Consider the following 22,178-nt stretch of genomic DNA (forward strand, 5'->3'; position numbering starts at 1 on the left):
TCCCCGGCTCACGGCTCCACGTCGTCGTCGACGTCGAACTCCGGCAGGGGCACGTCGTGGACCAGGCGCAGGCCCTTGGGGGGCTTGCGGCGGCGCAGGCCCGATTCGGTCAGGCGGCGCAGGAGTTCCTTGCTGCCGACCTCGGTCGCGCCGAGGCGGACCGCGTCGGCGTAGCGGTGGGCGGGGATGTCGTAGTGGTCGCGTTCGAAGGCGCGGGGCGGGGCGCCGAGGCGGTCGGCGAAGGTGTGCAGTTCGTCGTAGGAGCGGTCGCTGATCAGGTGGGACCACAGGCGGCCGTGGCCGGGCCAGGTGGGCGGGTCTATGTAGACGGTCATGGCGCGGTCACCCGCCCAGTGCGCCCACCGGGGCGATCGCCTCGCCGAGCGCCTCACAGACCCAGTGCGGGTCGGGGCCCAGCTCGGGTTCGACCGCCAGGGCGTGCGGCTCGTCACAGACCGTGCACAGCGGCCAGCGGCCCTGCGTCTCCATCAGCGCGTCCTGGACGTCCTGCGCGAGGAGCCCGGCCACGTACGCGGCTCCGTCCGGCCACTGCTGGACCCACCACCGGCGCTTGCTGACCGCCTCCTCCAGCAGGGAGACGACCTCGGCCTGCGCCACCGCGCGGGCGGCGAGGTCGGCGAGGACGCGGGCGCGGGCGTCGTGCAGCGCCACCTCGATCGTACGGTTGTCTGCTTGGCCTTCCATGAGTCCATTGTCGCAAGCCCGCGCGGATATCGACCGGGGTCCGTCCCAGCCCGCACCGCGCACCCGGTGGCGCCCGGCCCGCACACCGGAAAACGGCCGGGCCGACACCCCGGGGCATCCCCTTGACGCCGCCCAGCGCTGAAAATACCTTTCAGAGGGTGACCTACAGCGTGAAGGAAACTTTCTCCCCGAGCGTCCGCGCCCTCCCCCGCGCACCCGGCGCGCCCGGCGTGCCCCCCGCGCCCGGCGGGTCGGTGGCGAGTCCCGACCCGGGAGCCCTGGCCGCCAAGGTCCGCACCCTCGCGCCGTCGATGACCCGGTCCATGCAGCGGGTGGCCGAGGCGGTCGCCGGCGATCCGGCCGGCTGCGCCCGCCTCACCGTCACCGCGCTCGCCGTCCACACCGGGACGAGCGAGGCCACCGTCGTCCGCACCGCCCGGCTGCTGGGCTACCCCGGCTACCGCGACCTGCGGCTCGCGCTGGCCGCGCTGGCCGCGCAGCAGGCCACCGGCGCCGCGCCGGCCGTCACCGCCGACATCGCGGTGGACGACCCGCTGGCCGACGTGGTCACCAAGCTCGCCGTGGAGGAGCAGCAGACCCTCGCCGACACCGCGGCCCAGCTCGACATGAGCCAGCTGGAAGCCGGGGTGGCCGCGTTGGCGGCGGCCCGGCGGATCGATGTGTACGGGGTCGGCGCCTCCAGCCTGGTCGGGCAGGACCTGGCGCAGAAGCTGCTGCGGATCGGGCTGATAGCGCACGCCCACACCGATCCGCACCTGGCCGTCACCAACGCGGTGCAGCTGCGGGCCGGCGACGTGGCGCTGGCCATCACCCACTCCGGCAGCACGCACGACGTGGTGGACCCGCTGCGGGCCGCCTTCGACGCCGGCGCCACCACCATCGCGATCACCGGGCGGGCGGACGGTACGGTCACGCAGTACGCGGACGTGGTCCTCACCACCGCCACCTCCCGCGAGAGCGAACTGCGACCCGCCGCGATGTCCAGCCGGACCGGGCAACTGCTGGTCGTGGACTGCCTGTTCATAGGCGTCGCCCAGCGCACCTACGAGGCCGCCGCGCCGGCGCTGTCCGCGTCGTACGAGGCGCTGGCCCACCGGCACACCCCGCGGGCCGGCCGCGCGTAACGCCTCCGCCTCCCCGCCGCCCCCCGCTGCACAACACCCCGTCGCGAGAAGGATGAACGAGCCGCACATGACCCAGTACACCGAGCTGCGCCGCGAGTTGGAGACGCTGACCACCGAGGCGTTCCGGCCCGAGCTCGCCGAGATCGACCGGCTCTCCACCCTGGAGATCGCCCGCACCATGAACGCCGAGGACAGCACCGTGCCGGCGGCGGTGGCCCGCCAACTCCCGCAGATCGCCGCGGCCATCGACGCGATCGCCGACCGCATGGCACGCGGCGGCCGACTGGTCTACGCGGGCGCCGGCACCGCCGGGCGGCTCGGCGTGCTCGACGCCAGCGAGTGCCCGCCGACCTTCAACACCACGCCCGGCCGCGAGGTGGTGGGGCTGATCGCGGGCGGTCCGGACGCGATGGTCACCTCGGTCGAAGGCGCCGAGGACAGCCGGGAGTTCGCGGCGACGGATCTGGCGGCGCTCCGCCTGACCGCCGACGACTGCGTGGTGGGGATCTCGGCGTCCGGCCGCACCCCGTACGCGCTGGGCGCGGTGGAGTACGCGCGGGCGGCCGGCGCGCTGACCGTCGGGCTGTCCTGCAACGCCGACTCGCCGCTGGCCGCTGCCGCCGACCACGGCATCGAGGTGGTGGTCGGGCCCGAACTGATCGTCGGCTCGACCCGGTTGAAGTCCGGCACCGCGCAGAAGCTCGTGCTGAACATGCTCTCGACCATCACGATGATCCGGCTCGGCAAGACGTACGGGAATCTGATGGTCGACGTCCGCGCCTCCAACGAGAAGCTGCGGGCCCGCTCCCGGCGGATCGTCGCCCTCGCCACGGGTGCGGGGGACGCCGCCATCGAAGCGGCGCTGACGGCCACTGACGGGGAGGTCAAACCGGCGATCCTCACCCTGCTCGCCCACGTCGATGCCCCCACCGCCGCCCGCCTGCTGACGGCCTCCGACGGCCACCTCCGCCAGGCGCTGGCCGCAGCGGCAGGAGGGCAGCCGGACTAAGCAGGGGGGCAGCCGGCCCAGGCCCGCACTCCTCCGGCACACTCGGCCCCACCGGAACCGCCCGACGGAACCGCCCACCGGATCCCGACGCCGGATCCCGTACCGGAGAGGCCGCCCGTGACCGACCTTCTGGACACCGCCAGGCTCGACGCCGTCTGCGCCGCGGCACTGGCCACCCACCACTGCCCCTCCGTCTCGGTGGCGGTCGCCGCCGAGGGGGAGGTCGTGCACGCGGGGGCCTGGGGCCTGGCCGACTCCGCCAGCGGCCGGGCGGCGGAACCCGGTACCGCCTACGGGGTGGGGTCGGTCACCAAGCCGATGACGGCGACCGCCGTGTGCCGCGCCGCCGACGCGGGCCTGCTGGACCTGGACGCCCCGGTGCCGGCCGCGGCACTGCCGTACTTCGGACCGCACCGGCGCCCGACTGCCCGCGAACTCCTGCGGCACCGGGGCGGGCTGGGCGCCTTCTACGCCTGGGACTACGGCGACGGCGCCGCGCCGGTCGACCCGGACCGCTACGCGGTACGCCATCGGGCGCCCGGTTCCGGCTTCGAGTACGCCAACCTCGGCTACCGGGTGCTCGGCCGCCTGCTGGAGGACGTCACCGGCCGCCCGCTGGGCCACGTCCTGCGGGACGAGGTCTTCGGCCCGCTGGGGCTCGACAGCTGCCATCTCGGCCCCGTCCACCCGGGCCCGGGCCCGGCCGCCGTCCGGTACACCGCCGACGGCCGCCCGTACCCCGCCTACGACTGCGGCCACCCGGGCGCGACCCTCGGCTGGGCCACCGCCTCCGACCTCGCCCTCTTCGCCCAGCGCGCCCCGAGCCTGCTGACGCCGGCGACCACCGCCGCCGTACGGGACGCGCTGCCGCTGAACGAGCACCTCGGTTACGGCCTCGGCTGGTGCGTCGCGGGCGGCGGCCGGGACGGCCGCCCGCTGGTGCTCAGCCACAGCGGTGGCGGCGGCGGGACGGGCGCCATGGTCGTAGCGGTGCCCGAACAGCGCCTCTCGGTGGCCGTGCTGACCAACTCCACCAACAAGGCGGCCCGGGACGCGGTGCTCGGCGCGCTGCTCGGCATGCTCGTCCCGGGCTTCCAGCTGGAGTGGATCATCGTGCCGCACGACGATCCGGAGCGGCCGCTGGAGCTGCCACCGGGCCGGTGGACCGGCCGGATCCCGGCGCCCGAGCGCGAGCTGGCGGTCGAGCTGCGGATACGGGAGGCGGGCCGGATAGACCTGCGGGTCGACGGCGAGCGGGCGGAGGGCACCGCGTCGGCCTCCCGGGACTGGGATCTGCGGGCGGCCCTGCCGCTGCCGCTGCCCACCGCCGACGCCCGCGTCAACAGCCCGCTGCTCAGCCTGGGCCTGCGCCGGTCCACCACGCCGGACGGCGCGGAGCTGACCGGGGTGGCCACCGCGTACAAGGCCGGCGAGGCGGGCGGCTTCCTCGGCAACTACCTGAGCCACCGCGTGGCGTTGCGCCCGAGCTGACGGCGGGATCCGTCGTACATACGGCGGCCACGCCACGACCGGGCAGCACGCGAAGGCGGCGCCCCCTCCCCGAGGGGAGGAGGCGCCGCCTGCTGTGCGCGTGCTGGACGTTCGACCCCGAAGGATCAGAAGTCCATGTCACCGCCGGGCATGCCACCCGGAGCGGCCGGAGCGGACTTCTCCGGCTTGTCCGCGATGACGGCCTCGGTGGTGAGGAAGAGCGCGGCGATGGAGGCCGCGTTCTGCAGGGCCGAGCGGGTGACCTTCGCCGGGTCGATGATGCCCTCGGCGATGAGGTCGACGTACTCGCCGGTCGCGGCGTTCAGGCCGTGGCCCGGGGTGAGGTTGCGGACCTTCTCCACCACGACACCGCCTTCGAGGCCGGCGTTGACGGCGATCTGCTTCAGCGGGGCTTCGAGCGCCAGCTTGACGATCGAGGCACCGGTGGCCTCGTCGCCCTCCAGCTCCAGCTTGTCGAACACGGCGGTCGCCTGCAGGAGCGCGACGCCACCACCGGCGACGATGCCCTCCTCGACGGCGGCCTTCGCGTTGCGCACCGCGTCCTCGATGCGGTGCTTGCGCTCCTTCAGCTCGACCTCGGTGGCCGCGCCCGCCTTGATGACGGCCACGCCGCCGGCGAGCTTGGCGAGGCGCTCCTGGAGCTTCTCGCGGTCGTAGTCCGAGTCGCTGTTCTCGATCTCGGCGCGGATCTGGTTGACCCGGCCGGCGACCTGGTCGGTGTCACCGGAGCCGTCCACGATCGTGGTCTCGTCCTTGGTGATGACGACCTTGCGGGCGCGGCCGAGCAGGTCCAGGCCCGCGTTCTCCAGCTTGAGGCCGACCTCTTCGGAGATGACCGTGCCGCCGGTGAGGATGGCGATGTCGCCGAGCATGGCCTTGCGGCGGTCACCGAAGCCCGGGGCCTTGACGGCGACGGACTTGAAGGTGCCACGGATCTTGTTGACCACCAGGGTGGACAGGGCCTCGCCCTCGACGTCCTCGGCGATGATCAGCAGCGGCTTGCCGGACTGCATGACCTTCTCCAGCAGCGGGAGCAGGTCCTTCACCGAGGAGATCTTGGAGTTGACGATCAGGATGTACGGGTCGTCGAGCGACGCCTCCATCCGCTCCAGGTCGGTGGCGAAGTAGGCGGAGATGAAGCCCTTGTCGAAGCGCATGCCTTCGGTGAGCTCGAGCTCCAGGCCGAAGGTCTGCGACTCCTCGACCGTGATGACGCCTTCCTTGCCGACCTTGTCCATCGCCTCGGCGATCAGCTCGCCGATCTGGGTGTCGGCGGCGGAGATGGAGGCGGTCGAAGCGATCTGCTCCTTGGTCTCCACGTCCTTGGCCTGCTCCAGCAGAGCGGCGGAGACGGCCTCGACGGCCTTCTCGATGCCGCGCTTGAGGGCCATCGGGTTGGCGCCGGCGGCTACGTTGCGCAGCCCTTCCTTGACCAGGGCCTGGGCCAGTACGGTCGCGGTCGTCGTGCCGTCACCGGCGACGTCGTCGGTCTTCTTCGCGACTTCCTTGACCAGCTCGGCGCCGATCTTCTCGTACGGGTCCTCGAGCTCGATCTCCTTGGCGATGGAGACACCATCGTTGGTGATCGTGGGGGCGCCCCACTTCTTCTCGAGGACGACGTTGCGGCCCTTCGGGCCGAGGGTGACCTTGACGGCGTCGGCGAGCTGGTTCATCCCGCGCTCGAGTCCGCGCCGCGCCTCCTCGTCGAACGCGATGATCTTAGCCATGGTGAAGTGTCCTCCGCGGACTGGGGGTTCCCCCACCGAGGCGGGGGGCGGTGGATCGGACCGTGTGGCGCCCGCGACGGACGGCCAGCCGGCCGCCGGTTCCTTCCCGACGTCCGGGCGGGCCTCACCGACCCGGTCCAAGTTGTCACTCTCACGAGGAGAGTGCCAATGCCAATGATTAGCACTCTACCCCTGCGAGTGCAAGCGTCGGAGGGCGTTGCCCCTCTTGCGGGCGCCTCGTGCGACGCAGACGCATGAAGGGCCCGCACCCCTGGAGGGGTGCGGACCCTGCACGCGTGAGAAACCGTGCGAACGGAGCGTCGATGGCCGAACGCGCCGGGATGTCAGCCTGCCAGCCGGACCATGTCCGCCTGCGGCCCCTTCTGACCCTGCGAGATCTCGAACTCGACTCGCTGGCCTTCTTCGAGGGTGCGGTAGCCGTCCATCTGGATCGCGCTGTAGTGGACGAAAACATCCGCACCACCGTCGACCGCGATGAAGCCGTAGCCCTTCTCCGCGTTGAACCACTTGACGGTGCCCTGAGCCATTCCCAACTCCCCTATTACTGGCCCTGTCGCAGCCCCGCACTCCGCGGGCCCGGGTCAGACCTCACCCGCCGGAGCGACCCTTACCGTAGTCAGGTGGGAGCCCTGGGAGGCGTGCGCCGGAACGCGTCGACCGCGGCTGAATGTATCTGCACGGATGCCCAGTGCAACAGGTCAATCGGACGAGAATTCTGGGTCTGACTCATCGGAAATAACCCAGGAAAAGGAGATAAGGAGGGGCATCTCGGACCGGACATAACGGATCATCCGGAAAATTCAATCGTGAATTTGGCGATAAATCGTCGCAGCCGGCCGTCCCGGCCCGCTCGCTTGCCCCCGGCAACTGTACAACGCTTCAACTACCGCGCCGCACCGCCCTACGCCCTCCCGCACCACCCCAACGCAGCAGCCCCGCCCACCACAAAGGGTGAACGGGGCTGCTGCGTCAGAGCTTCCTACAGAACCGCGGCGATTCCGTTTCAGCCGCCGGCCACCGCGGGAATGATCGACACACTGGCGCCGTCCGGCACCGCGGTGTCGAGACCTTCCGAGAAACGCACATCGTCGTCGTTGACATAAACGTTCACGAAACGGCGGAGCTTTCCGCTGTCATCGAGAACCCGCGCGGAAATACCGGTGTGATTGTTCTCCAGCGAGGTGATGACCTCGGCCAGTGTGCCGCCCTCGGCCGGCACTTCCGCCTGGCCGCCGGTGTAGGTGCGGAGAATGGTCGGGATACGGACGGATGCGGTCATGCGAGGCCAGCCTCTCGGAACGCGGCAACGGTGGGGCGGATGATCGCGGTGGGTCCGGTGGTCGGCGCCACCGCGTCCAGGGTCTTGAGTCCGTCGCCGGTGTTGAGCACGACGGTCTCGGCGGCCGGGTCGAGTTGCCCGGTCTCGATCAGCTTCTTCAGCACGCCCACGGTCACCCCGCCGGCCGTCTCGCCGAAGATGCCCTCGGTGCGGGCGAGCAGTTTGATCGCGGCCACGATCTGCTCGTCGTCCACGTCCTCGACCGCGCCGCCGGTGCGCCGGGCGATGTCCAGCACATACGGCCCGTCCGCCGGGTTGCCGATCGCCAGCGACTTGGCGATGGTGTCCGGCTTGACCGGCCGCACCACGTCCTGGCCGGCCTTGTAGGCCGCCGAGACCGGGGAGCAGCCCTCGGCCTGGGCGCCGTAGATCCGGTAGGGCTTGTCCTCGACGAGGCCGAGCTTGATCAGCTCCTGCAGGCCCTTGTCGATCTTGGTCAACTGTGAGCCGGAGGCGATCGGAACGACCAGGTTGTCCGGCAGCCGCCAGCCGAGCTGCTCGGCGATCTCGTAGGCCAGCGTCTTGGAGCCCTCGCCGTAGTAGGGCCGCAGATTGACGTTGACGAAGCCCCAGCCCTCGCCGATCGGGTCGCCGATCAGCTCCGAGCAGAAACGGTTCACATCGTCGTACGAGCCCTCGATGCCCACCAGTTCGCCGCCGTAGACCGCGGCCATGACGACCTTGCCGGCCTCCAGGTCGTGCGGGATGAACACGCACGAGCGCAGGCCGGCGCGGGCCGCGGCGGCGCCGACGGCGCCGGCGAGGTTGCCGGTCGAGGAGCAGGACAGCGTGGTCAGGCCGAAGGTGCGGGCGGCCTCCAGGGCGATGGCGACGACCCGGTCCTTGAAGGAGTGCGTCGGGTTGCCGGAGTCGTCCTTGACGTACAGGCCGCCGGTGATGCCCAGTTCGCGGGCCAGGTTGTCGGCCTTGACGAGCTTGGTCCACCCCGGGTTCAGGTTCGGGTGGTCGGCGACGTCGGCGGACACCGGCAGCAGCGGTGCGTACCGCCAGATGCTGGCCGGGCCGGCCTCGATCCGCCGGCGCAGGCCCTCGGGGTCGCCCAGCGGCAGGTCGTAGGCCACTTCGAGCGGCCCGAAACATTCCTGGCAGGCGAAGATCGGGCTGAGCGGGAAGCGGGTGCCGCATTCCCGGCAGGACAGCGCGGCGGCCGGTCCGAAGGGGGCGGGGCGAGGGGGGGTGGTGTCGTCGGTACCGGCGACGGTCTGCACAGCCATGATGGCGAGGCCCTTTCTCCTCATCTTCCTCGTGACGTACGTCGCCACGAGACGGAATTGGCACCTTCCCCACCGTGTGACCTCGCGGTCGGCGGGAGGGTTGCCGGGGCTTCAACGGGCCGTTCCCTCTGCCCCTCTGGATGAGCGGTATGGCACCGGACGCGATGATCCGGGCATTTGTCGTTCCGGCGGCCCCGGGATGCGGGGACCGCAGGTGTTGCTCAAGACTGTAACTGAGAAGTGTCGTGTTCGAGCCTCCCGTCCGTACCGCGAGATGGGTCGGAAGGGGCGCCCCGGGCACCGCAGCCGGGCATGACAACCGGGTTTCACTCCGGCAGGGAGAAGCGCACGTGCTCGATGAGGTGGAGCGCTGGCTGGCGCGCCGGTCGTGGTCGGCGAACGATCGGCCCCTGAACCTGCTGCTGGCCGCGAAACGCGCGGCGGGCGAGCGAGGCACGATCAGTGTGGTGCTGCCGGCCCTGAACGAGGAGGCGACCGTCGGCGACATCGTCACCGCGATCCGTCGCGACCTGATGACGCCGGAGGTGCCCCTCGTGGACGAGCTGGTGGTGGTCGACTCCGGCTCGGACGACCGTACGGCGCAGGTGGCCGCCGACGCCGGGGCCCGGGTGGTGCGGCGGGACGCGATCCTGCCCCGGCTGCCCACCGTGCCCGGCAAGGGCGAGGTGCTGTGGCGGTCACTGATGGTCACCAGCGGGGAGATCGTCGCCTTCATCGACGCCGACCTGCGCGAATTCGACACCCGGTTCGTCTCCGGGATCGTGGGGCCGCTGCTCACCGATCCGGGCATCGGGCTGGTCAAGGCGATGTACGACCGCCCGCTGGAGACCGGCGGCGAGGTGGTGGCGGCCGGCGGCGGCCGGGTCACCGAGCTGGTGGCGCGCCCGCTGCTGAACCTGCACTGGCCGCGGCTGGCCGGCTTCGTCCAGCCCCTCGGCGGGGAGTACGCCGCCCGGCGCTCGCTGCTGGAGCGGCTGCCGTTCCCGGTCGGCTACGGGGTGGAGCTGGGCATGCTGGTCGACGCGCTCAACCTGGTCGGCCTGGACGCCATGGCGCAGGTGGACGTGGGCGAGCGGCACCACCGCCACCAGGACGGCCAGGCCCTGGGCCGGATGGCCGCCACGATCTACCACACCGCGCAGCACCGGCTGGCCCGCGCCCACCTGGTCCGTCCGCTGCTGACCCAGTTCGACCGGGAGAACGACGGCTTCATCCCGCGCACCCATTCGGTGGACACCCAGGAGCGCCCGCCGATGCTGGAGATCGGCGAGTACCTGGCACGGCGTGCAGCCTGAGCCGCCGGAGCGGCCGGCCGGGCGGGCGCCGGCCGACCGGGCCGGCGGCGCGACCGGAGCGGGGCCGGAATCGGCCGAGGTGGTGGCCGGGCGGCGGCACATGCCGGGTGGGTTGGTTTGAGGCACGGCGTGCCTGGCTAAGCTCGCGGCATGGTCGGAACGCAGCACGCTGCCCGGATCCTGGTCGCCTCCAATCGCGGCCCGGTCTCGTACACCCTCCGTGAGGACGGAACGCTGAGCAGTCGGCGCGGCGGCGGCGGGCTGGTGTCGGGGCTGAGCGCCATCGGCCCGGACGCCGACGCGGTGTGGGTGTGCGCGGCGCTGTCGGACGGCGACCGGGAGGCGGTGCGGCGCGGCGTCGGCGAGGACGGCAGCCGGATGATCGCGGTCGACCCGCCGGTGTTCGAGGCGGCGTACAACGGGATCGCGAACTCGGTGCTGTGGTTCGTCCACCACATGCTGTACCAGACGCCGGTGGAGCCGATCTTCGACGAGGACTTCCGCGAGCAGTGGGCCGCCTACCAGGCGTACAACTCGGCGTTCGCCGACGCGCTCGCCCAGGAGGCCGCCGAGGGCGCGCAGGTGCTGGTGCAGGACTACCACCTGTCGCTGGTCCCGGCGATGCTCCGCGAGCGGCGCCCCGACCTGCGGGTCGGGCACTTCACGCACACCCCGTGGGCGCCGCCGGACTACTTCCGGCTGCTGCCGGACGACGTGGCCGAGGAGTTGCTGGCCGGCATTCTCGGCGCCGACCGGGCGGCCTTCTTGACCCGGCGGTGGGCGGACGCCTTCGCGGCCTGCTGCGTGTCGGTGCTGGGCGCCACCCTTTCGGCGGACGGGATGGCGGTTTCCTGGCGGGGCCGCACCACCCGGCTGGGGGTGCACGGGCTCGGCGCGGACGGCGAGTTCCTCCGCGAGCGGGCGCACCGGCAGGATGTCGACGACTGGATCGACACGCTGCGCTCCGAGGTGGGGGCGGACCGCAAGCTGATCGTGCGGGTGGACCGCACCGAGCTGTCCAAGAACATCGTGCGCGGCCTGCTCGCCTACCGCCGGCTGCTGGCCGACCGCCCCGAGTGGCGCGACCGCGTCGTCCACATCGCGTTCGCCTACCCCTCCCGGCAGGACCTGCCGCTCTACCGCGACTACACCGCGGAGGTGTCCCGGGTCGCCGAGGCCATCAACACCGACTACGGCACGCTCGGCTGGACCCCGGTCGTGCTGAAGGTCGACGACGACTTCGCCCGCTCGCTGGCCGCCTACCGCATCGCCGATGTCGCCCTGGTCAACCCGATCCGGGACGGCATGAACCTGGTGGCCAAGGAGGTCCCGGTGGTGTCGGACGGCGGCGTGGCGCTGGTGCTGTCCCGCGAGGCCGGCGCGCACGAGGAGATGGCCGACGACGCCATCACCGTCAACCCGTACGACATCCGCGCCACCGCCGCCGCGCTGCACACCGGCCTGACCCTGCCGGACGCGGACCGCGCCGACCGCACCAAGCGGCTGGCCGACGCGGCCACCGCCCTGCCGCCGTCCCGCTGGTTCCTGGAACAGCTGCACGCGCTCGGCGACTGACCCGGCGGTCGCGGGCCCTACGGCAGGGCGTCCGCCAGCGCGTTCAGCAGGGCCACCAGGCCCTCGGGGCCGGGGACGGTGAGGTCGGCCCGGTCGATCAGCTCCTGGGGCGACTCCTCGCCGGCCACGCTGGCGACCAGCAGGCCGGGCAGGCCCTTGGCGCGCAGGGCGGACACCGCGGCGAAGGCGGCCAGGTCGCCGAGGTCGTCGCCGGCGTAGAGCACCGAGCCGGCGTCGGTCTCACCGAGGTAGGCGGCCAGGGCGACGCCCTTGTCCATCCCGGGCGGGCGCAGTTCCAGCACGTAGCGACCGGGTTCGACCATGAGGTCGTGGGAGGCGGCGAGTTCGGCCAGCGGGGCGCGCAGCGCCTCGAAGGCGGCGTCCGGGTCCTCGGTACGGCGGGTGTGCACGGCGACCGCGCGGCCGCCCTTGTCCTCGATCCAGGTGCCGTGCCAGGCGCCGTTGCGGTCCAGGAAGCCGGGCAGTTCGGCGCGGACCGCGGTGACGCCGGGGTGGGCGGCGGGGGCGCGGACCTCGCTGCTGTGCGCGTCCCAGCGCTCGGCTCCGTAGTGGCCGAGGACCACGAGGTGGTCGAGGCCGGCGACGCCCGCGAAGCCGCCGTAGCGGACCGCGACGCCCGCCGGGCGGCCGGTGACGACGGCGATGGCGGCGACCTTCGGGGCGAGCCGGACCAGGGCCGGGACGACGCCGGGGTGGGCCCGGGCCTGCTCGGGATCGGGCACGATGGGTGCCAGGGTGCCGTCGAAGTCGAGGGCGACCACGGCTCGTTCGGGCCGCGCGAGCAGCGCCGCGAGCCCTTCCTTTCCCTCGGGCGTGTGGGGCGTGAGGATGTCGGCGGAGGCCATGGAGCCGACCCTACCCGCGCGGGGCGGTCGCATGCCCGGCGTACGGTCGCATGCCCGCCCCGGGTCGGGGACCGGGAGTCAGCGCTCGTCGCGCAGCCGCTCGCGCTCCCGGCGCAGCCGGTTGACGGTCCCGGGGGCGTAGGAGACGGCCCGCGGGTCGTCCAGCAGCGCGTTCAGCAACTGGAAGTAGGCGGTGGGCGACAGGCCGAGCCGCTCGCGGATCACCCGTTCGCGGGGGCCGGGGCCGGTAAAGGTGCGGCCGGCGATGTCCAGCACCGCGCGGTCCCGTTCGGAAAGCTCCGTGATCTCCACCGGCCGGCCCGCCTCTCCTCAGCCGCGCCCCGGGACGACCGCCCTGGAGGACGCCCCCGTCGGACGCCCCAGCAGCATGCCCTAGTCGGACGCCTTGTTGCTGGCGGCGTCCGCCGACTTCGCGCCGATCTCCAGCTTGGACAGCACCGTCTTGGGGTCGCCGTGCACCGCCTGCCCGATGCCCGTCTTGATCTGCGCGCTGACCGGCCCCCACGAGGTCTTGTCGACCGGGTAGAAGATCGCGTCGGGCAGCAGCTTCAGGAACTGCACCAGGTCGGCGTCCTTGGGGGTGTCCCGCATCTCCTGCGAGGCGCTGGTGGTGACCGGCAGCAGGCCGTACTCGTTCAGGAACTGGACCGAGTTCTTCTCCTGGAACACGTACTGCAGGAACTTGCCGTCGGCGGCCTTGTTGCCGTTCTGCTTGAAGGCCATCATCCAGTCGGCGACGCCGAGGGTGTTGGTGCTGGGGCCGTTCTCGCCGGGCAGCGGGACCACGCCGATGTCCATGTGCGCGGCCTTGGCCTGGGTGAGCAGCGTCGGGTGGCCCATGACCATGCCGGCCTTGCCGGACAGGAAGTCGGTGAAGATGTCCGCGCGGTTGGTCTTGGCCGGATCGGTGGACTGCACCAGGCCCTTGTCGACCAGGTTGTCCTTGACCCAGCTGAGCGCCTTGATGTTCTCCACGGAGTCCAGGCTGTAGTCGCCGGCCGGGCTGGTGTATCCGCCGTCGGCGCCGAGCATCCACATCAGCGCCTCGGCCTGGGCCTCTTCGGGACCCAGCGGCAGACCGTAGGGCACCGGCACGCCGTTCGCCTTGAGCAGTTCGGCGTCCTTCTTGATGTCCGCCCAGTCCTGGGGGGCCTTCTTGATACCGGCGTTCTTGAAGAGCTTCTTGTTGTAGAAGAACATCCGGGAGCTGGACACCCAGGGTATGCCGTACTGCACGCGGTCCACCGAACCGGCCGTCACCAGCGAGGGGATGAAGTCGGCCTGCTCACTGACGGTGAAGAGTTCGTCGGCGCTGTAGAGCTGGTCCTGGGCGGCATAGGCGGCATAGGAGCCGATCTGCGCGATGTCAGGGGCCTTGCCCTGCTTGACCATCTTGGCGACCGTGTCGTCCACGACGTCCCAACTCAGGACCTGGACCTGGACCTTGATGTGCGGGTTCTGCTGCTCGAAGGCGCTCACCAGGTCGTTCCAGTACGTCTGGGAGCTGTTGCCGGTCTTGGCGTCGCCGTAGTCGGCGGCGACAAAGTGCAAAGTGACGTCTCCGCTCAGCGGGTTGCTGTTGCCGCACGCGCTGAGCGTGCTCATTGCCATGACGGACGTGACGCCGACCGCCGCCAGTCCGAGAAGTCGCCGCTGCACCGTTCTACCGCCTTTTGAAGTACTGGCGTACTGCGTTCTGTACTGCCTACGGAAGCGCCGAGTCTTCCCCACATCTTTAGCCAAGGTCTACACCATGAGTGATATCGCTTCGGCATCGGGTTCCGCCCGGCTCGGGCCGTGTTCCGAATTCCACCGGAAGATCGATCTTTGCGGCCGAGTGGACTAGACCTTTAGGCGGGTCAACCGCGAGACTGTTCCCGTGAGACATGTCATTGCCCTCGATGTGGGCGGCACCGGGATGAAGGCCGCCCTGGTCGCCGCGGACGGCACCCTGCTCCATGAGGAGCGCCGCCCCACCGGCCGGGAACGCGGACCCGACGCGGTGGTCACCACCGTCCTCGACTTCGCCGCCGAGTTGCGCGACCACGGCACCGCCGCCTTCGGCGAAGCCGCCTCGGCGGCGGGACTTGCCGTCCCCGGCATCGTCGACGAGGCGAACGGCGTCGCGGTCTACTCCGCCAACCTGCACTGGAAGGACGTCCCGTTGCGGGCGCTGCTGTCCGAGCGGCTCGGCGGCGTACCGGTGGCGCTCGGGCACGACGTGCGGGTGGGCGGACTGGCCGAGGGCCGGATCGGCGCGGGCAACGGCGCCGACCGCTTCCTGTTCGTCCCGCTGGGCACCGGCATCGCCGGCGCCATCGGCATCGACGGCCGGATCGAGGCGGGCGCGCACGGATGCGCGGGCGAGATCGGGCACATCGTGGTCCGGCCCGGCGGCCGGAAGTGCGGTTGCGGGCAGCTCGGCTGCCTGGAGGCCTACGCCTCGGCCGCGGCGGTCTCCCGCAGTTGGGCGGCGGCCAGCGGCGACCCCGCGGCCGATGCCGCCGACTGCGCGCGGGCCGTGGAGAACGGCGACCCGACGGCGGCGGCGGTCTGGGGCGAGGCGATCGACGCCCTCGCCGACGGCCTGGTCGCCGGTCTGACGCTGCTCGACCCCCGGATGCTCATCATCGGCGGCGGGCTGGCCGAAGCCGGCGACACCCTCTTCGGCCCGCTGCGGGCAGCCGTGGAGGCCCGCATCACCTTTCAGAAGCTTCCTCTTCTCGTCCCCGCCGCGCTCGGGGACACCGCTGGATGCCTGGGCGCCGGCCTGCTCGCCTGGGATCTCATCTCCCTGGAGGTAACCGCCTGATGGCCTCGCTAACGACAACGCAGCGCACGGTGCTGACGGGTGCCCGTGTGGTCCTGCCGTCAGGTGTGGTGGACAACCATCCGCTGACGGTCGAGGGCACCTCGATCGCCGCCAACGAGCCGGCCGAGCACAGCACGCTCGACCTGTCGGGGCGGGGCTGCACGATCGTGCCCGGCTTCGTGGACCTGCACAACCACGGTGGCGGCGGCGCCTCCTTCACCTCCGGCACCGCCGAGGACATCCTCACCGGGGTGCGCACCCACCGCGAGCACGGCACCACCACGCTGGTCGCCTCCACCGTCACCAACGACCTCGGCGTGCTGGCCCGGCAGGCCGCGCTGCTGTCCGAACTCGTCGAACAGGGCGACCTCGCCGGCATCCACTACGAGGGCCCGTTCATCTCGCCGTGCCGCAAGGGCGCGCACGACGAGGGCCTGCTGCGCCACCCCGACCCGGCGGAGGTCCGCGCCCTGGTCGAAGCCGGCCGCGGCGCGGCGCGGATGGTGACGCTGGCCACCGAACTGCCCGGCGGCATCGAGTCGGTACGGCTGCTGGCCGACCTGGGCGTGATCGCCGCCATCGGCCACACCGACGCCACCTACGAGCAGACCCGCGAGGCCATCGACGCGGGCGCCACCGTGGCCACCCACCTGTTCAACGCCATGCCGCCGCTCCAGCACCGCACCCCCGGCCCGATCGCGGCCCTGCTGGAGGACGAGCGGGTCACCGTGGAACTGGTCAACGACGGGACGCACCTGCACCCCTCGGTGCTGCAACTCGCCGTCCGCAGCGCGGGCGCCGGGCGGGTCGCCTTCATCACCGACGCGATGGACGCGGCCGGCTTCGGCGACGGCATGTACCAACTCGGCCCGATGCAGGTCGAGGTGCGCGACGGGGTGGCCCGGCTGGTCGAGGGCGGCTCCATCGCCGGCTCGACGCTGACCCTGGACACCGCGTTCAAGCGGGCGGTGACCCTCGACGGCCTGTCGCTGCCGGACGCCGTCCGGGCCATCTCCGCCAACCCGGCGCGGCTGCTCGGCCTGTCCGACCGGATCGGCAGCCTGGAACCGGGCAAGGACGCCGACCTGGTGGTGCTGAACGAGGCGTACGACCTGGTGGGTGTGATGCGCAAGGGCGAGTGGGTGGTGCGGCCGTCCTGACGGCCGCCAGGAGCCCCGCCGGGTCCGCCGGGTCCGCCCGGGGGGCCGCGCGCGGTGCGCACCCCGACCGTCCGCCGGGCGGTGGCCACCACCGGCGGACCGTCCGGCGACCCGCGGAAGGGGCACCCCGGGCGGTCCGGCCGGCACCGGGTTGCGCCATCATCGACGGGTGATCATCACCGTCACGCTGAACTCCGCGCTCGATGTCACCTATCGGGTCGCCTCGCTGCGCCCGCACACCACCCACCGCGTGCTCGACACCGCGCAGCGCCCCGGCGGCAAGGGCATCAATGTCGCCCGGGTGCTGGCCGCCCTCGGCCACCGCACGGTCGTCACCGGCTTCGCCGGCGGCCAGGCCGGGGACGAACTGCGGCACCGGCTGGCCGGCCTCGGCCCGGCCGGGCTGCTCACCGACGCGCTGGTGCCGACCGCCGGGCCCACCCGCCGCACGGTCGGCGTGGTGGACGAGGCCACCGGCGACACCACGATGTTCAACGAGCCGGGCCCGACCGTCGGCCCGGCCGAATGGGCGGCGCTGCTCGGCGTCTACCGCGAGCTGCTGGCCGATCCGGACGCCGCCGCGGTGGCCCTGTGCGGCAGCCTGCCGCCGGGGCTGCCGGTGGGCGCCTACGCCGAGTTGGTGCGCGAGGCGCGGGCGGCGGGTGTGTTCGTACTGCTGGACACCAGCGGGGAGCCGCTGCGGCGCGGGCTGGCCGCCCGGCCCGACCTGATCAAGCCGAACGCCGACGAGCTCACCGGCCTGACCGGCTTCGCCGAGCCGGCCCGGGCCGCCGCGGACGCCCGGCGACGCGGAGCCCGCGCGGTGGCGGCCTCGCTGGGCGCCGAGGGCATGCTCGCCGTGACCGAGGAGGGCAGTTGGCGGGCGGCGCCGCCCGGCAGGCTCAGCGGCAACCCCACCGGCGCCGGGGACTCCGCGGTGGCCGGGCTGCTCTCCGGGCTGGCCGAAGGGCTGCCCTGGCCGGAACGGCTGGCCCGCGCGGTCGCCCTGTCGGCGGCGACGGTGCTCGCGCCGGCCGCCGGGGAGTTCGACCCGGCCGCCTACCAGGACGCGATGAGGCGGGTGGAGGTCGTCCCGGCGGCGGGTTGAACCACGAGTGGGACAACGCGTTGGACTACTGCTTGACCTGGCCTTCCTTCAGCCAGACCTGGTCCAGGTTGACTCCGCAGTTCGTGTTCGGCATGCAGGTCAGCGACAGGATGTTCGCGCCCTTTTTCAGATCCACCCACTGATAGGTGTGGTTGCTCCACGCCTTCGCCCACTCGGTGTAGTTGCCGTAGTTCGGCAGGTCCACCGGTGACGTGCGGGGCGTGCCGTTGACCCCCAGGGTCAGGTCGGCGGTCTGGCCCGCGTTGCCGTAGCTGATGAAGAAGGTGTACGGACCGTCCTTCGGCACGGTGACCGTCCAGGTCGCCGACGCACCGGCCTGGCCCATGTGGTCCACATAGGTGCCGCTGTCCGAGCCCGGCCACTGCGTGCTCGGCACGGCGCCGCCGCCCAGGGCCAGCGAGGACACGTCGACCTTCGGCGAGGCGAACGGGCCCGCCGAGGCGGAGGGCGTCGGCTGGGTGCTGGGCGCGGCCGAGGTGACCGGCGCGCTGCTCGGCGTGCTGGCCGCCTGCTTCTTGTCGCCGGAGCCGGAGCCGTTGGTCATCGCGAAGGCGATGCCGATGGCGACGGCGGCGACCACCGCGACCGCCCCGATCAGCAGGCCCTTGCGGCTGGGCGTGTCCTGGCCGCTTCCGCCGCGGTGGCCGCCCCCGGGCGGCGGGGCGTCGTAGGACTGCTGCTGCGGCACGCCGTACTGCTGCTGGCCCTGACCCTGGCCTCCGGCCTGGCCGTACTGCTGCTGGCCCTGCTGGGGCGGGTACCCGTAGCCGCCGGGCTGCTGACCCTGCTGCGGGTAGCCGTAACCACCCTGCTGGGGCGCTGCCTGCAGCGGAGGGCGGCGCTCGCCCACCCGCTGCACCGAGTTGTACGAGGTACGGGGCTGGCGCGGCTGGGGGGCTTCGGGCTCCGGCTGCTCCATGCCCTCGGACCGGTAGAGATACCCGAACGGGTCGTCGTTCTCCGGTGTGCCGTCATGTCCGGCCGTCATGAGCTGTCCACTCCCTACGTACTTCCGATGCCGAAACCCTACCGGCCCCGGGAGACACACTGCCCGCCCCTTGGACGCTCCAGCAGGTCAGGAAGGTTCCCTGTGACCGGTTCCACCTCACCCGTCACGTACGGTTCAGCTCGTGGACAAGGACTGGACGCCCTGGCGTACTGCGATGGAGGACGCGCTGTACGGTCCCGCCGGGTTCTTCGTGACGCAGCGGCCGGCCGATCACTTCCGCACCTCCGTGCACGTGTCCGGGCTGTTCGCCCGGGCGGTCGCCGCGCTGCTGCTGCGGGTCGACACCGCGCTCGGCCACCCCGCCGACCTGGCCTTCGTCGACATGGCGGCCGGCCGCGCGGAACTCGCCCAGGCCGTCCTGCGGCTCGTCCCGGCCCCGGTCGCGGCGCGGCTGCGCGTGCACGCGGTCGAACGGGCGCCGCGGCCCGCGGACCTGGACCCGCGGATCGGCTGGAGCGCGCAAGCGCCGGCCGGGGTCCGCGGCCTGCTGTTCGCCAACGAATGGCTGGACAACGTGCCGCTGGACATCGCCCGCAGGGACGACCGCGGCACCGCCCGCTATCTGGAGGTCCGGGCCGCGGACGGCGCCGAGCGGCTGGGAGCGCCGGTGCGCGGCCCGGACGCGGCGTGGCTGCGCGCGTGGTGGCCGCTCGGGGCGGGCGCCGACCGGGCCGAGATCGGCCTGCCCAGGGACCTGGCCTGGGGCGAGGCGGTGGACTCGCTGGCCGCCGGACTCGCGGTGGCGGTCGACTACGGCCACACCGCGGCGGCCCGCCCGCCCTACGGCACCCTCACCGGCTACCGGGCCGGCCGGCAGGTCCCGCCGGTACCGGACGGCGGCAGCGATCTGACCGCCCACGTCGCGATGGACGCCCTGCGGGGCACCGTGACGACCCAGCGGGCCGCCCTGCGCGCCCTCGGCGTGGACGCCGGACGCCCGCCGCTGGTGCTGGCGTCCACCGACCCCGCCGGCTACGTCCGGGCGCTGGCCGCCGCCACCGAGGCCGCCGAACTGACCGCCGGCGGCGGCCTCGGCGACTTCTTGTGGGTGACGGCGCCGGTCGGCCCGCGGTGCGCGGATCTGCTCACCGCGTGAGCCCCGGCCGGGGACCTGAGAGGATGAGCCCATGACGGAGACCACGATCGGCGTCGGCGGGGCGGCCGAGGGCACCGACATGGTGCTGAACATCGGGCCGCAGCATCCCTCGACGCACGGGGTGCTGCGGTTGCGGCTGGTGCTGGACGGGGAGCGGATCCAAAGTGCCGAGCCGATCGTCGGCTATATGCACCGCGGCGCCGAGAAGCTGTTCGAGGCGCGGGACTACCGGCAGATCGTGATGCTGGCCAACCGGCACGACTGGCTGTCGGCCTTCTCCAACGAACTGGGCGTGGTGCTCGCCGTCGAGCGGATGCTCGGCATGGAGGTGCCCGAGCGGGCGGTGTGGACCCGGACCCTGCTGGCCGAGCTCAACCGGGTGCTGAACCATCTGATGTTCCTCGGCTCGTACCCGCTGGAACTGGGCGGGATCACGCCGATCTTCTACGCGTTCACCGAACGCGAGGAGTTGCAGCGGGTGATGGAGGAGATCTCCGGCGGCCGGATGCACTACATGTTCAACCGGGTCGGCGGCCTCAAGGAGGACCTGCCGGCCGGCTGGGCGGGTCGGGTGCGCGCGGTGGTGGCCGGGGTGCGGTCCCGGATGGACCGGTTCGACGACCTGGTGCTCGGCAACGAGATCTTCCGCGGCCGGACCCGCGGGGTGGGCGTGCTGGGCCGCGCCGACGTGCACGCGTACGGGGTGAGCGGGCCGATCGCCCGGGCCAGCGGCGTCGACTTCGACCTGCGGCGGGACGAACCGTATCTGGCCTACGGAGAGCTGCGGGACACCCTGGACGTGGTGACCCGGACCGAGGGCGACTGCCTGGCCCGCTTCGAGGTACTGCTCGGCCAGACCCACAACGCGCTGGACCTCGCGGACGCCTGCCTGGACCGGCTGGCCGAACTGGCCCCCGGCCCGATCAACCAGCGGCTGCCCAAGGTGCTCAAGGCCCCCGAGGGCCACACCTACGCCTGGACCGAGAACCCGCTCGGCCTCAACGGCTACTACCTGGTCTCCAAGGGCGAGAAGACGCCCTACCGGCTCAAGCTGCGCTCCGCGTCGTACAACAACATCCAGGCGCTGGCGGTGCTGCTGCCGGGCCAACTGGTCGCCGACATGGTGGCGATCCTCGGGTCGATGTTCTTCGTCGTGGGCGACGTCGACAAGTAGCGGGTGACGGGGTAGGGCCCCGCCCCGATTCCGCGGTTCACGCCTGGGCGCGCAGCCCCGACATGTCCAGCTGCTCGGTCTCGTCGTGGGCGGTCAGATCGATGACCTCCGACGAGGGGTCCTCGGCCTGGGTGTGCTCGGCCGAGGGAGCGGCCTCGTCCTGCGGGCCGGTCGGCTCGGCGGCGGCGTCCGTGTCCAGCTCGTCGGGCCCGTCGGAACCGTCGGAACTGTCGAACTCGTCCGATGCGTCCAGGTCGTCCGGCGCGTCGGGGTCGTCCGGCTGGCCCGGCGCCCGCTGGGTGCCGAAGAAGTCGAAGCCGCCGATCGCCCGGTGGGCCGGCGTGCCGGGGGCGGCGGAGCGCTGCGGCTGCGCGTACGGCAGGACCGCCGCCGCCACGGCCGGCACCAGCCGGTGCTCGCGGACCGGCAGACCGGCCGGCGAAGTGGCGGGGACGCCGTCCGCCGCCGCCGCGTGCTTGCCCTGGGGCTCCTCGGGTGCGGCCACATCACGGCGCCGCGCCTCTTCCACCGTGCGCTGGGCCTGCTGGCGGGCCGCGTTGCGCGGCAGTTCCCGCAGCGCCTGCTCGGCCTTCAGGAAAGCCGCCGGGCCGACCGCCGACCGGCCGGTGGCCAGGGCGAGTGTGCCGCCGGCGCCTTCCAGCTGGAGCCGGCGGCGGGCCTCGAGCGCCCGGGCCCGCTCGCTCTCGGCCGTGGCGTAGCGCCGCAGCAGATCCGCGTGCTCGGTGCGCAGCCGGGCCAGCTCGGCGCGCTTGCCGCGCAGCTTCTTCTCCAGCCGGCCGCGCAGCTCGCGGGATTCCTCCAGGTCGGTCTCCAGTTCGGCGACCCGCTCGTCGGTGCGCCACTCGTCGCGCTCGCGGAGCGTCTCCAGCTCGGCGACCCGGCGGCCCGCCGACCGGTCCCAGCCGCGGGCCAGGGCCGCGCCGGCGCAGGCGGTGAGCGCCGTGGCCGCGGTGATCACCCGCAGCGCGCCGGTATCACCGGCGAACAAGGAGGCGGCGGCGAGGGCCGCGGCGCAGCCCGCCACGGTGAGCGGCGGCAGCATTCGGTGCAGCGGCTGCGAATGGCGGTGACGTCCACGGGGCATGGCCAGAAATTTAGCGTGCGCGGCGGGTTCGTGGGGCGGCGGGGCCCTAAATTTCGGGCGGTTTGGCACGACGGTTCCGGGCGGGGGGCGCTGCCGCGCCGGGGAAGTGAACGGATTGTGCGCCGCCGTGTGCCCTCCGTGCACGCTCCGGCGGGCGCGGATTCCCGGGGTGCGCCTGACCGGGGCGCAGCGGTAACCCTGGCGGGGGTGCGCAGTTCCCCG

General features: G+C 72.6%; 21 protein-coding genes and 1 riboswitch. Of the genes, 10 read left to right on the forward strand and 11 right to left on the reverse strand.

All coding sequences use genetic code 11. The features are described 5' to 3' along the window. Positions 1 to 8 precede the first annotated feature (8 nt). Both GA0115240_RS11755 and GA0115240_RS11760 read right to left on the reverse strand, forming a co-directional pair. On the reverse strand, positions 9 to 335 hold the full coding sequence (locus GA0115240_RS11755) for a DUF4031 domain-containing protein (RefSeq protein ID WP_093736619.1): 327 nt from the start codon (positions 333 to 335) through the stop codon (positions 9 to 11). A 7-nt stretch (positions 336 to 342) separates the two neighbouring features. Further along, positions 343 to 705 (reverse strand): hypothetical protein, encoded by a 363-nt coding sequence (locus GA0115240_RS11760; protein WP_093736620.1) that lies wholly within the window; start codon positions 703 to 705, stop codon positions 343 to 345. Positions 706 to 863: 158 nt separating this feature from the next. Between GA0115240_RS11760 and GA0115240_RS11765 the strand changes: the two genes are divergently transcribed. From GA0115240_RS11765 to GA0115240_RS11775, 3 genes are all read left to right on the forward strand, one after another. Beyond that, positions 864 to 1,850 (forward strand): MurR/RpiR family transcriptional regulator, encoded by a 987-nt coding sequence (locus tag GA0115240_RS11765; RefSeq protein WP_370673322.1) that lies wholly within the window; start codon positions 864 to 866, stop codon positions 1,848 to 1,850. A gap of 67 nt (positions 1,851 to 1,917) precedes the next feature. Then, positions 1,918 to 2,859 carry an N-acetylmuramic acid 6-phosphate etherase gene (gene murQ, locus GA0115240_RS11770; RefSeq protein WP_093736622.1) on the forward strand — a complete coding sequence of 314 codons (942 nt, stop codon included), beginning with the start codon at positions 1,918 to 1,920 and terminating at the stop codon, positions 2,857 to 2,859. Between the two features lie 117 nt (positions 2,860 to 2,976). Further along, positions 2,977 to 4,350, forward strand: a complete 1,374-nt coding sequence (locus GA0115240_RS11775) for a serine hydrolase domain-containing protein (protein WP_256069758.1) — start codon at positions 2,977 to 2,979, stop codon at positions 4,348 to 4,350. Positions 4,351 to 4,475: 125 nt separating this feature from the next. Here GA0115240_RS11775 and groL read toward each other — a convergent pair whose 3' ends face one another. The 4 genes from groL to thrC all read right to left on the reverse strand — a co-directional run bounded on the left by groL (position 4,476) and on the right by thrC (position 8,693). Then, complete coding sequence (groL, locus tag GA0115240_RS11780; RefSeq protein WP_093736624.1) at positions 4,476 to 6,098, reverse strand: chaperonin GroEL; 1,623 nt, start codon at positions 6,096 to 6,098, stop codon at positions 4,476 to 4,478. Between the two features lie 344 nt (positions 6,099 to 6,442). Continuing rightward, on the reverse strand, positions 6,443 to 6,646 hold the full coding sequence (locus tag GA0115240_RS11785) for a cold-shock protein (RefSeq protein WP_009339379.1): 204 nt from the start codon (positions 6,644 to 6,646) through the stop codon (positions 6,443 to 6,445). 476 nt (positions 6,647 to 7,122) lie between these two features. After that, positions 7,123 to 7,398, reverse strand: coding sequence for a MoaD/ThiS family protein (locus tag GA0115240_RS11790; protein WP_093736625.1), 276 nt, complete (start codon positions 7,396 to 7,398; stop codon positions 7,123 to 7,125). Beyond that, on the reverse strand, positions 7,395 to 8,693 hold the full coding sequence (gene thrC, locus GA0115240_RS11795) for a threonine synthase (protein ID WP_093736626.1): 1,299 nt from the start codon (positions 8,691 to 8,693) through the stop codon (positions 7,395 to 7,397). The genes GA0115240_RS11790 and thrC overlap by 4 nt, the downstream gene beginning before the upstream one ends. A 17-nt stretch (positions 8,694 to 8,710) precedes the next feature. Next, positions 8,711 to 8,840, reverse strand: a riboswitch (SAM riboswitch). A gap of 203 nt (positions 8,841 to 9,043) precedes the next feature. On the opposite strand from thrC, the gene GA0115240_RS11800 reads away from it, so the two are divergent. Both GA0115240_RS11800 and GA0115240_RS11805 read left to right on the forward strand, forming a co-directional pair. Next, the gene (locus GA0115240_RS11800; protein WP_093736627.1) at positions 9,044 to 10,009 is read left to right on the forward strand and encodes a glucosyl-3-phosphoglycerate synthase; all 966 of its coding nucleotides are present in this window, start codon (positions 9,044 to 9,046) and stop codon (positions 10,007 to 10,009) included. A gap of 150 nt (positions 10,010 to 10,159) precedes the next feature. Beyond that, complete coding sequence (locus GA0115240_RS11805; RefSeq protein WP_093736628.1) at positions 10,160 to 11,584, forward strand: alpha,alpha-trehalose-phosphate synthase (UDP-forming); 1,425 nt, start codon at positions 10,160 to 10,162, stop codon at positions 11,582 to 11,584. A 17-nt stretch (positions 11,585 to 11,601) separates the two neighbouring features. Here the strand turns inward: GA0115240_RS11805 and otsB are convergent, their stop codons facing one another. The 3 genes from otsB to GA0115240_RS11820 all read right to left on the reverse strand — a co-directional run bounded on the left by otsB (position 11,602) and on the right by GA0115240_RS11820 (position 14,076). Then, positions 11,602 to 12,450, reverse strand: a complete 849-nt coding sequence (gene otsB, locus GA0115240_RS11810) for a trehalose-phosphatase (RefSeq protein WP_093736629.1) — start codon at positions 12,448 to 12,450, stop codon at positions 11,602 to 11,604. A gap of 78 nt (positions 12,451 to 12,528) precedes the next feature. After that, a complete protein-coding gene (locus GA0115240_RS11815; protein WP_093736630.1) occupies positions 12,529 to 12,762 on the reverse strand; it encodes a DUF3263 domain-containing protein in 234 nt (77 codons plus the stop codon). A gap of 81 nt (positions 12,763 to 12,843) precedes the next feature. Then, positions 12,844 to 14,076 (reverse strand): extracellular solute-binding protein, encoded by a 1,233-nt coding sequence (locus GA0115240_RS11820; protein ID WP_237554800.1) that lies wholly within the window; start codon positions 14,074 to 14,076, stop codon positions 12,844 to 12,846. Between the two features lie 274 nt (positions 14,077 to 14,350). Between GA0115240_RS11820 and GA0115240_RS11825 the strand changes: the two genes are divergently transcribed. From GA0115240_RS11825 to GA0115240_RS11835, 3 genes are all read left to right on the forward strand, one after another. After that, on the forward strand, positions 14,351 to 15,283 hold the full coding sequence (locus tag GA0115240_RS11825; RefSeq protein ID WP_093736631.1) for an ROK family protein: 933 nt from the start codon (positions 14,351 to 14,353) through the stop codon (positions 15,281 to 15,283). Further along, positions 15,283 to 16,443, forward strand: a complete 1,161-nt coding sequence (gene nagA / locus GA0115240_RS11830) for an N-acetylglucosamine-6-phosphate deacetylase (RefSeq protein WP_093736632.1) — start codon at positions 15,283 to 15,285, stop codon at positions 16,441 to 16,443. Before GA0115240_RS11825 ends, nagA begins: the two co-directional genes overlap by 1 nt. A gap of 169 nt (positions 16,444 to 16,612) precedes the next feature. Further along, on the forward strand, positions 16,613 to 17,551 hold the full coding sequence (locus tag GA0115240_RS11835; protein ID WP_093736633.1) for a 1-phosphofructokinase family hexose kinase: 939 nt from the start codon (positions 16,613 to 16,615) through the stop codon (positions 17,549 to 17,551). A 25-nt stretch (positions 17,552 to 17,576) separates the two neighbouring features. Here the strand turns inward: GA0115240_RS11835 and GA0115240_RS11840 are convergent, their stop codons facing one another. Next, the gene (locus tag GA0115240_RS11840) at positions 17,577 to 18,560 is read right to left on the reverse strand and encodes a hypothetical protein (protein ID WP_093736634.1); all 984 of its coding nucleotides are present in this window, start codon (positions 18,558 to 18,560) and stop codon (positions 17,577 to 17,579) included. Positions 18,561 to 18,735: 175 nt separating this feature from the next. Here GA0115240_RS11840 and GA0115240_RS11845 point away from each other — a divergent pair, with 175 nt between their 5' ends. Then, a complete protein-coding gene (locus GA0115240_RS11845) occupies positions 18,736 to 19,677 on the forward strand; it encodes an SAM-dependent methyltransferase (RefSeq protein ID WP_093736635.1) in 942 nt (313 codons plus the stop codon). A 31-nt stretch (positions 19,678 to 19,708) separates the two neighbouring features. Next, positions 19,709 to 20,851, forward strand: coding sequence for an NADH-quinone oxidoreductase subunit D (locus GA0115240_RS11850; RefSeq protein WP_093736636.1), 1,143 nt, complete (start codon positions 19,709 to 19,711; stop codon positions 20,849 to 20,851). A gap of 37 nt (positions 20,852 to 20,888) precedes the next feature. Here the strand turns inward: GA0115240_RS11850 and GA0115240_RS11855 are convergent, their stop codons facing one another. Next, positions 20,889 to 21,956 (reverse strand): hypothetical protein, encoded by a 1,068-nt coding sequence (locus GA0115240_RS11855; protein WP_093736637.1) that lies wholly within the window; start codon positions 21,954 to 21,956, stop codon positions 20,889 to 20,891. Positions 21,957 to 22,178 lie beyond the last annotated feature (222 nt).

Source organism: Streptomyces sp. DvalAA-14, assembly GCF_900091855.1.
In the GTDB taxonomy this organism is placed as follows: Bacteria; Actinomycetota; Actinomycetes; order Streptomycetales; family Streptomycetaceae; genus Actinacidiphila.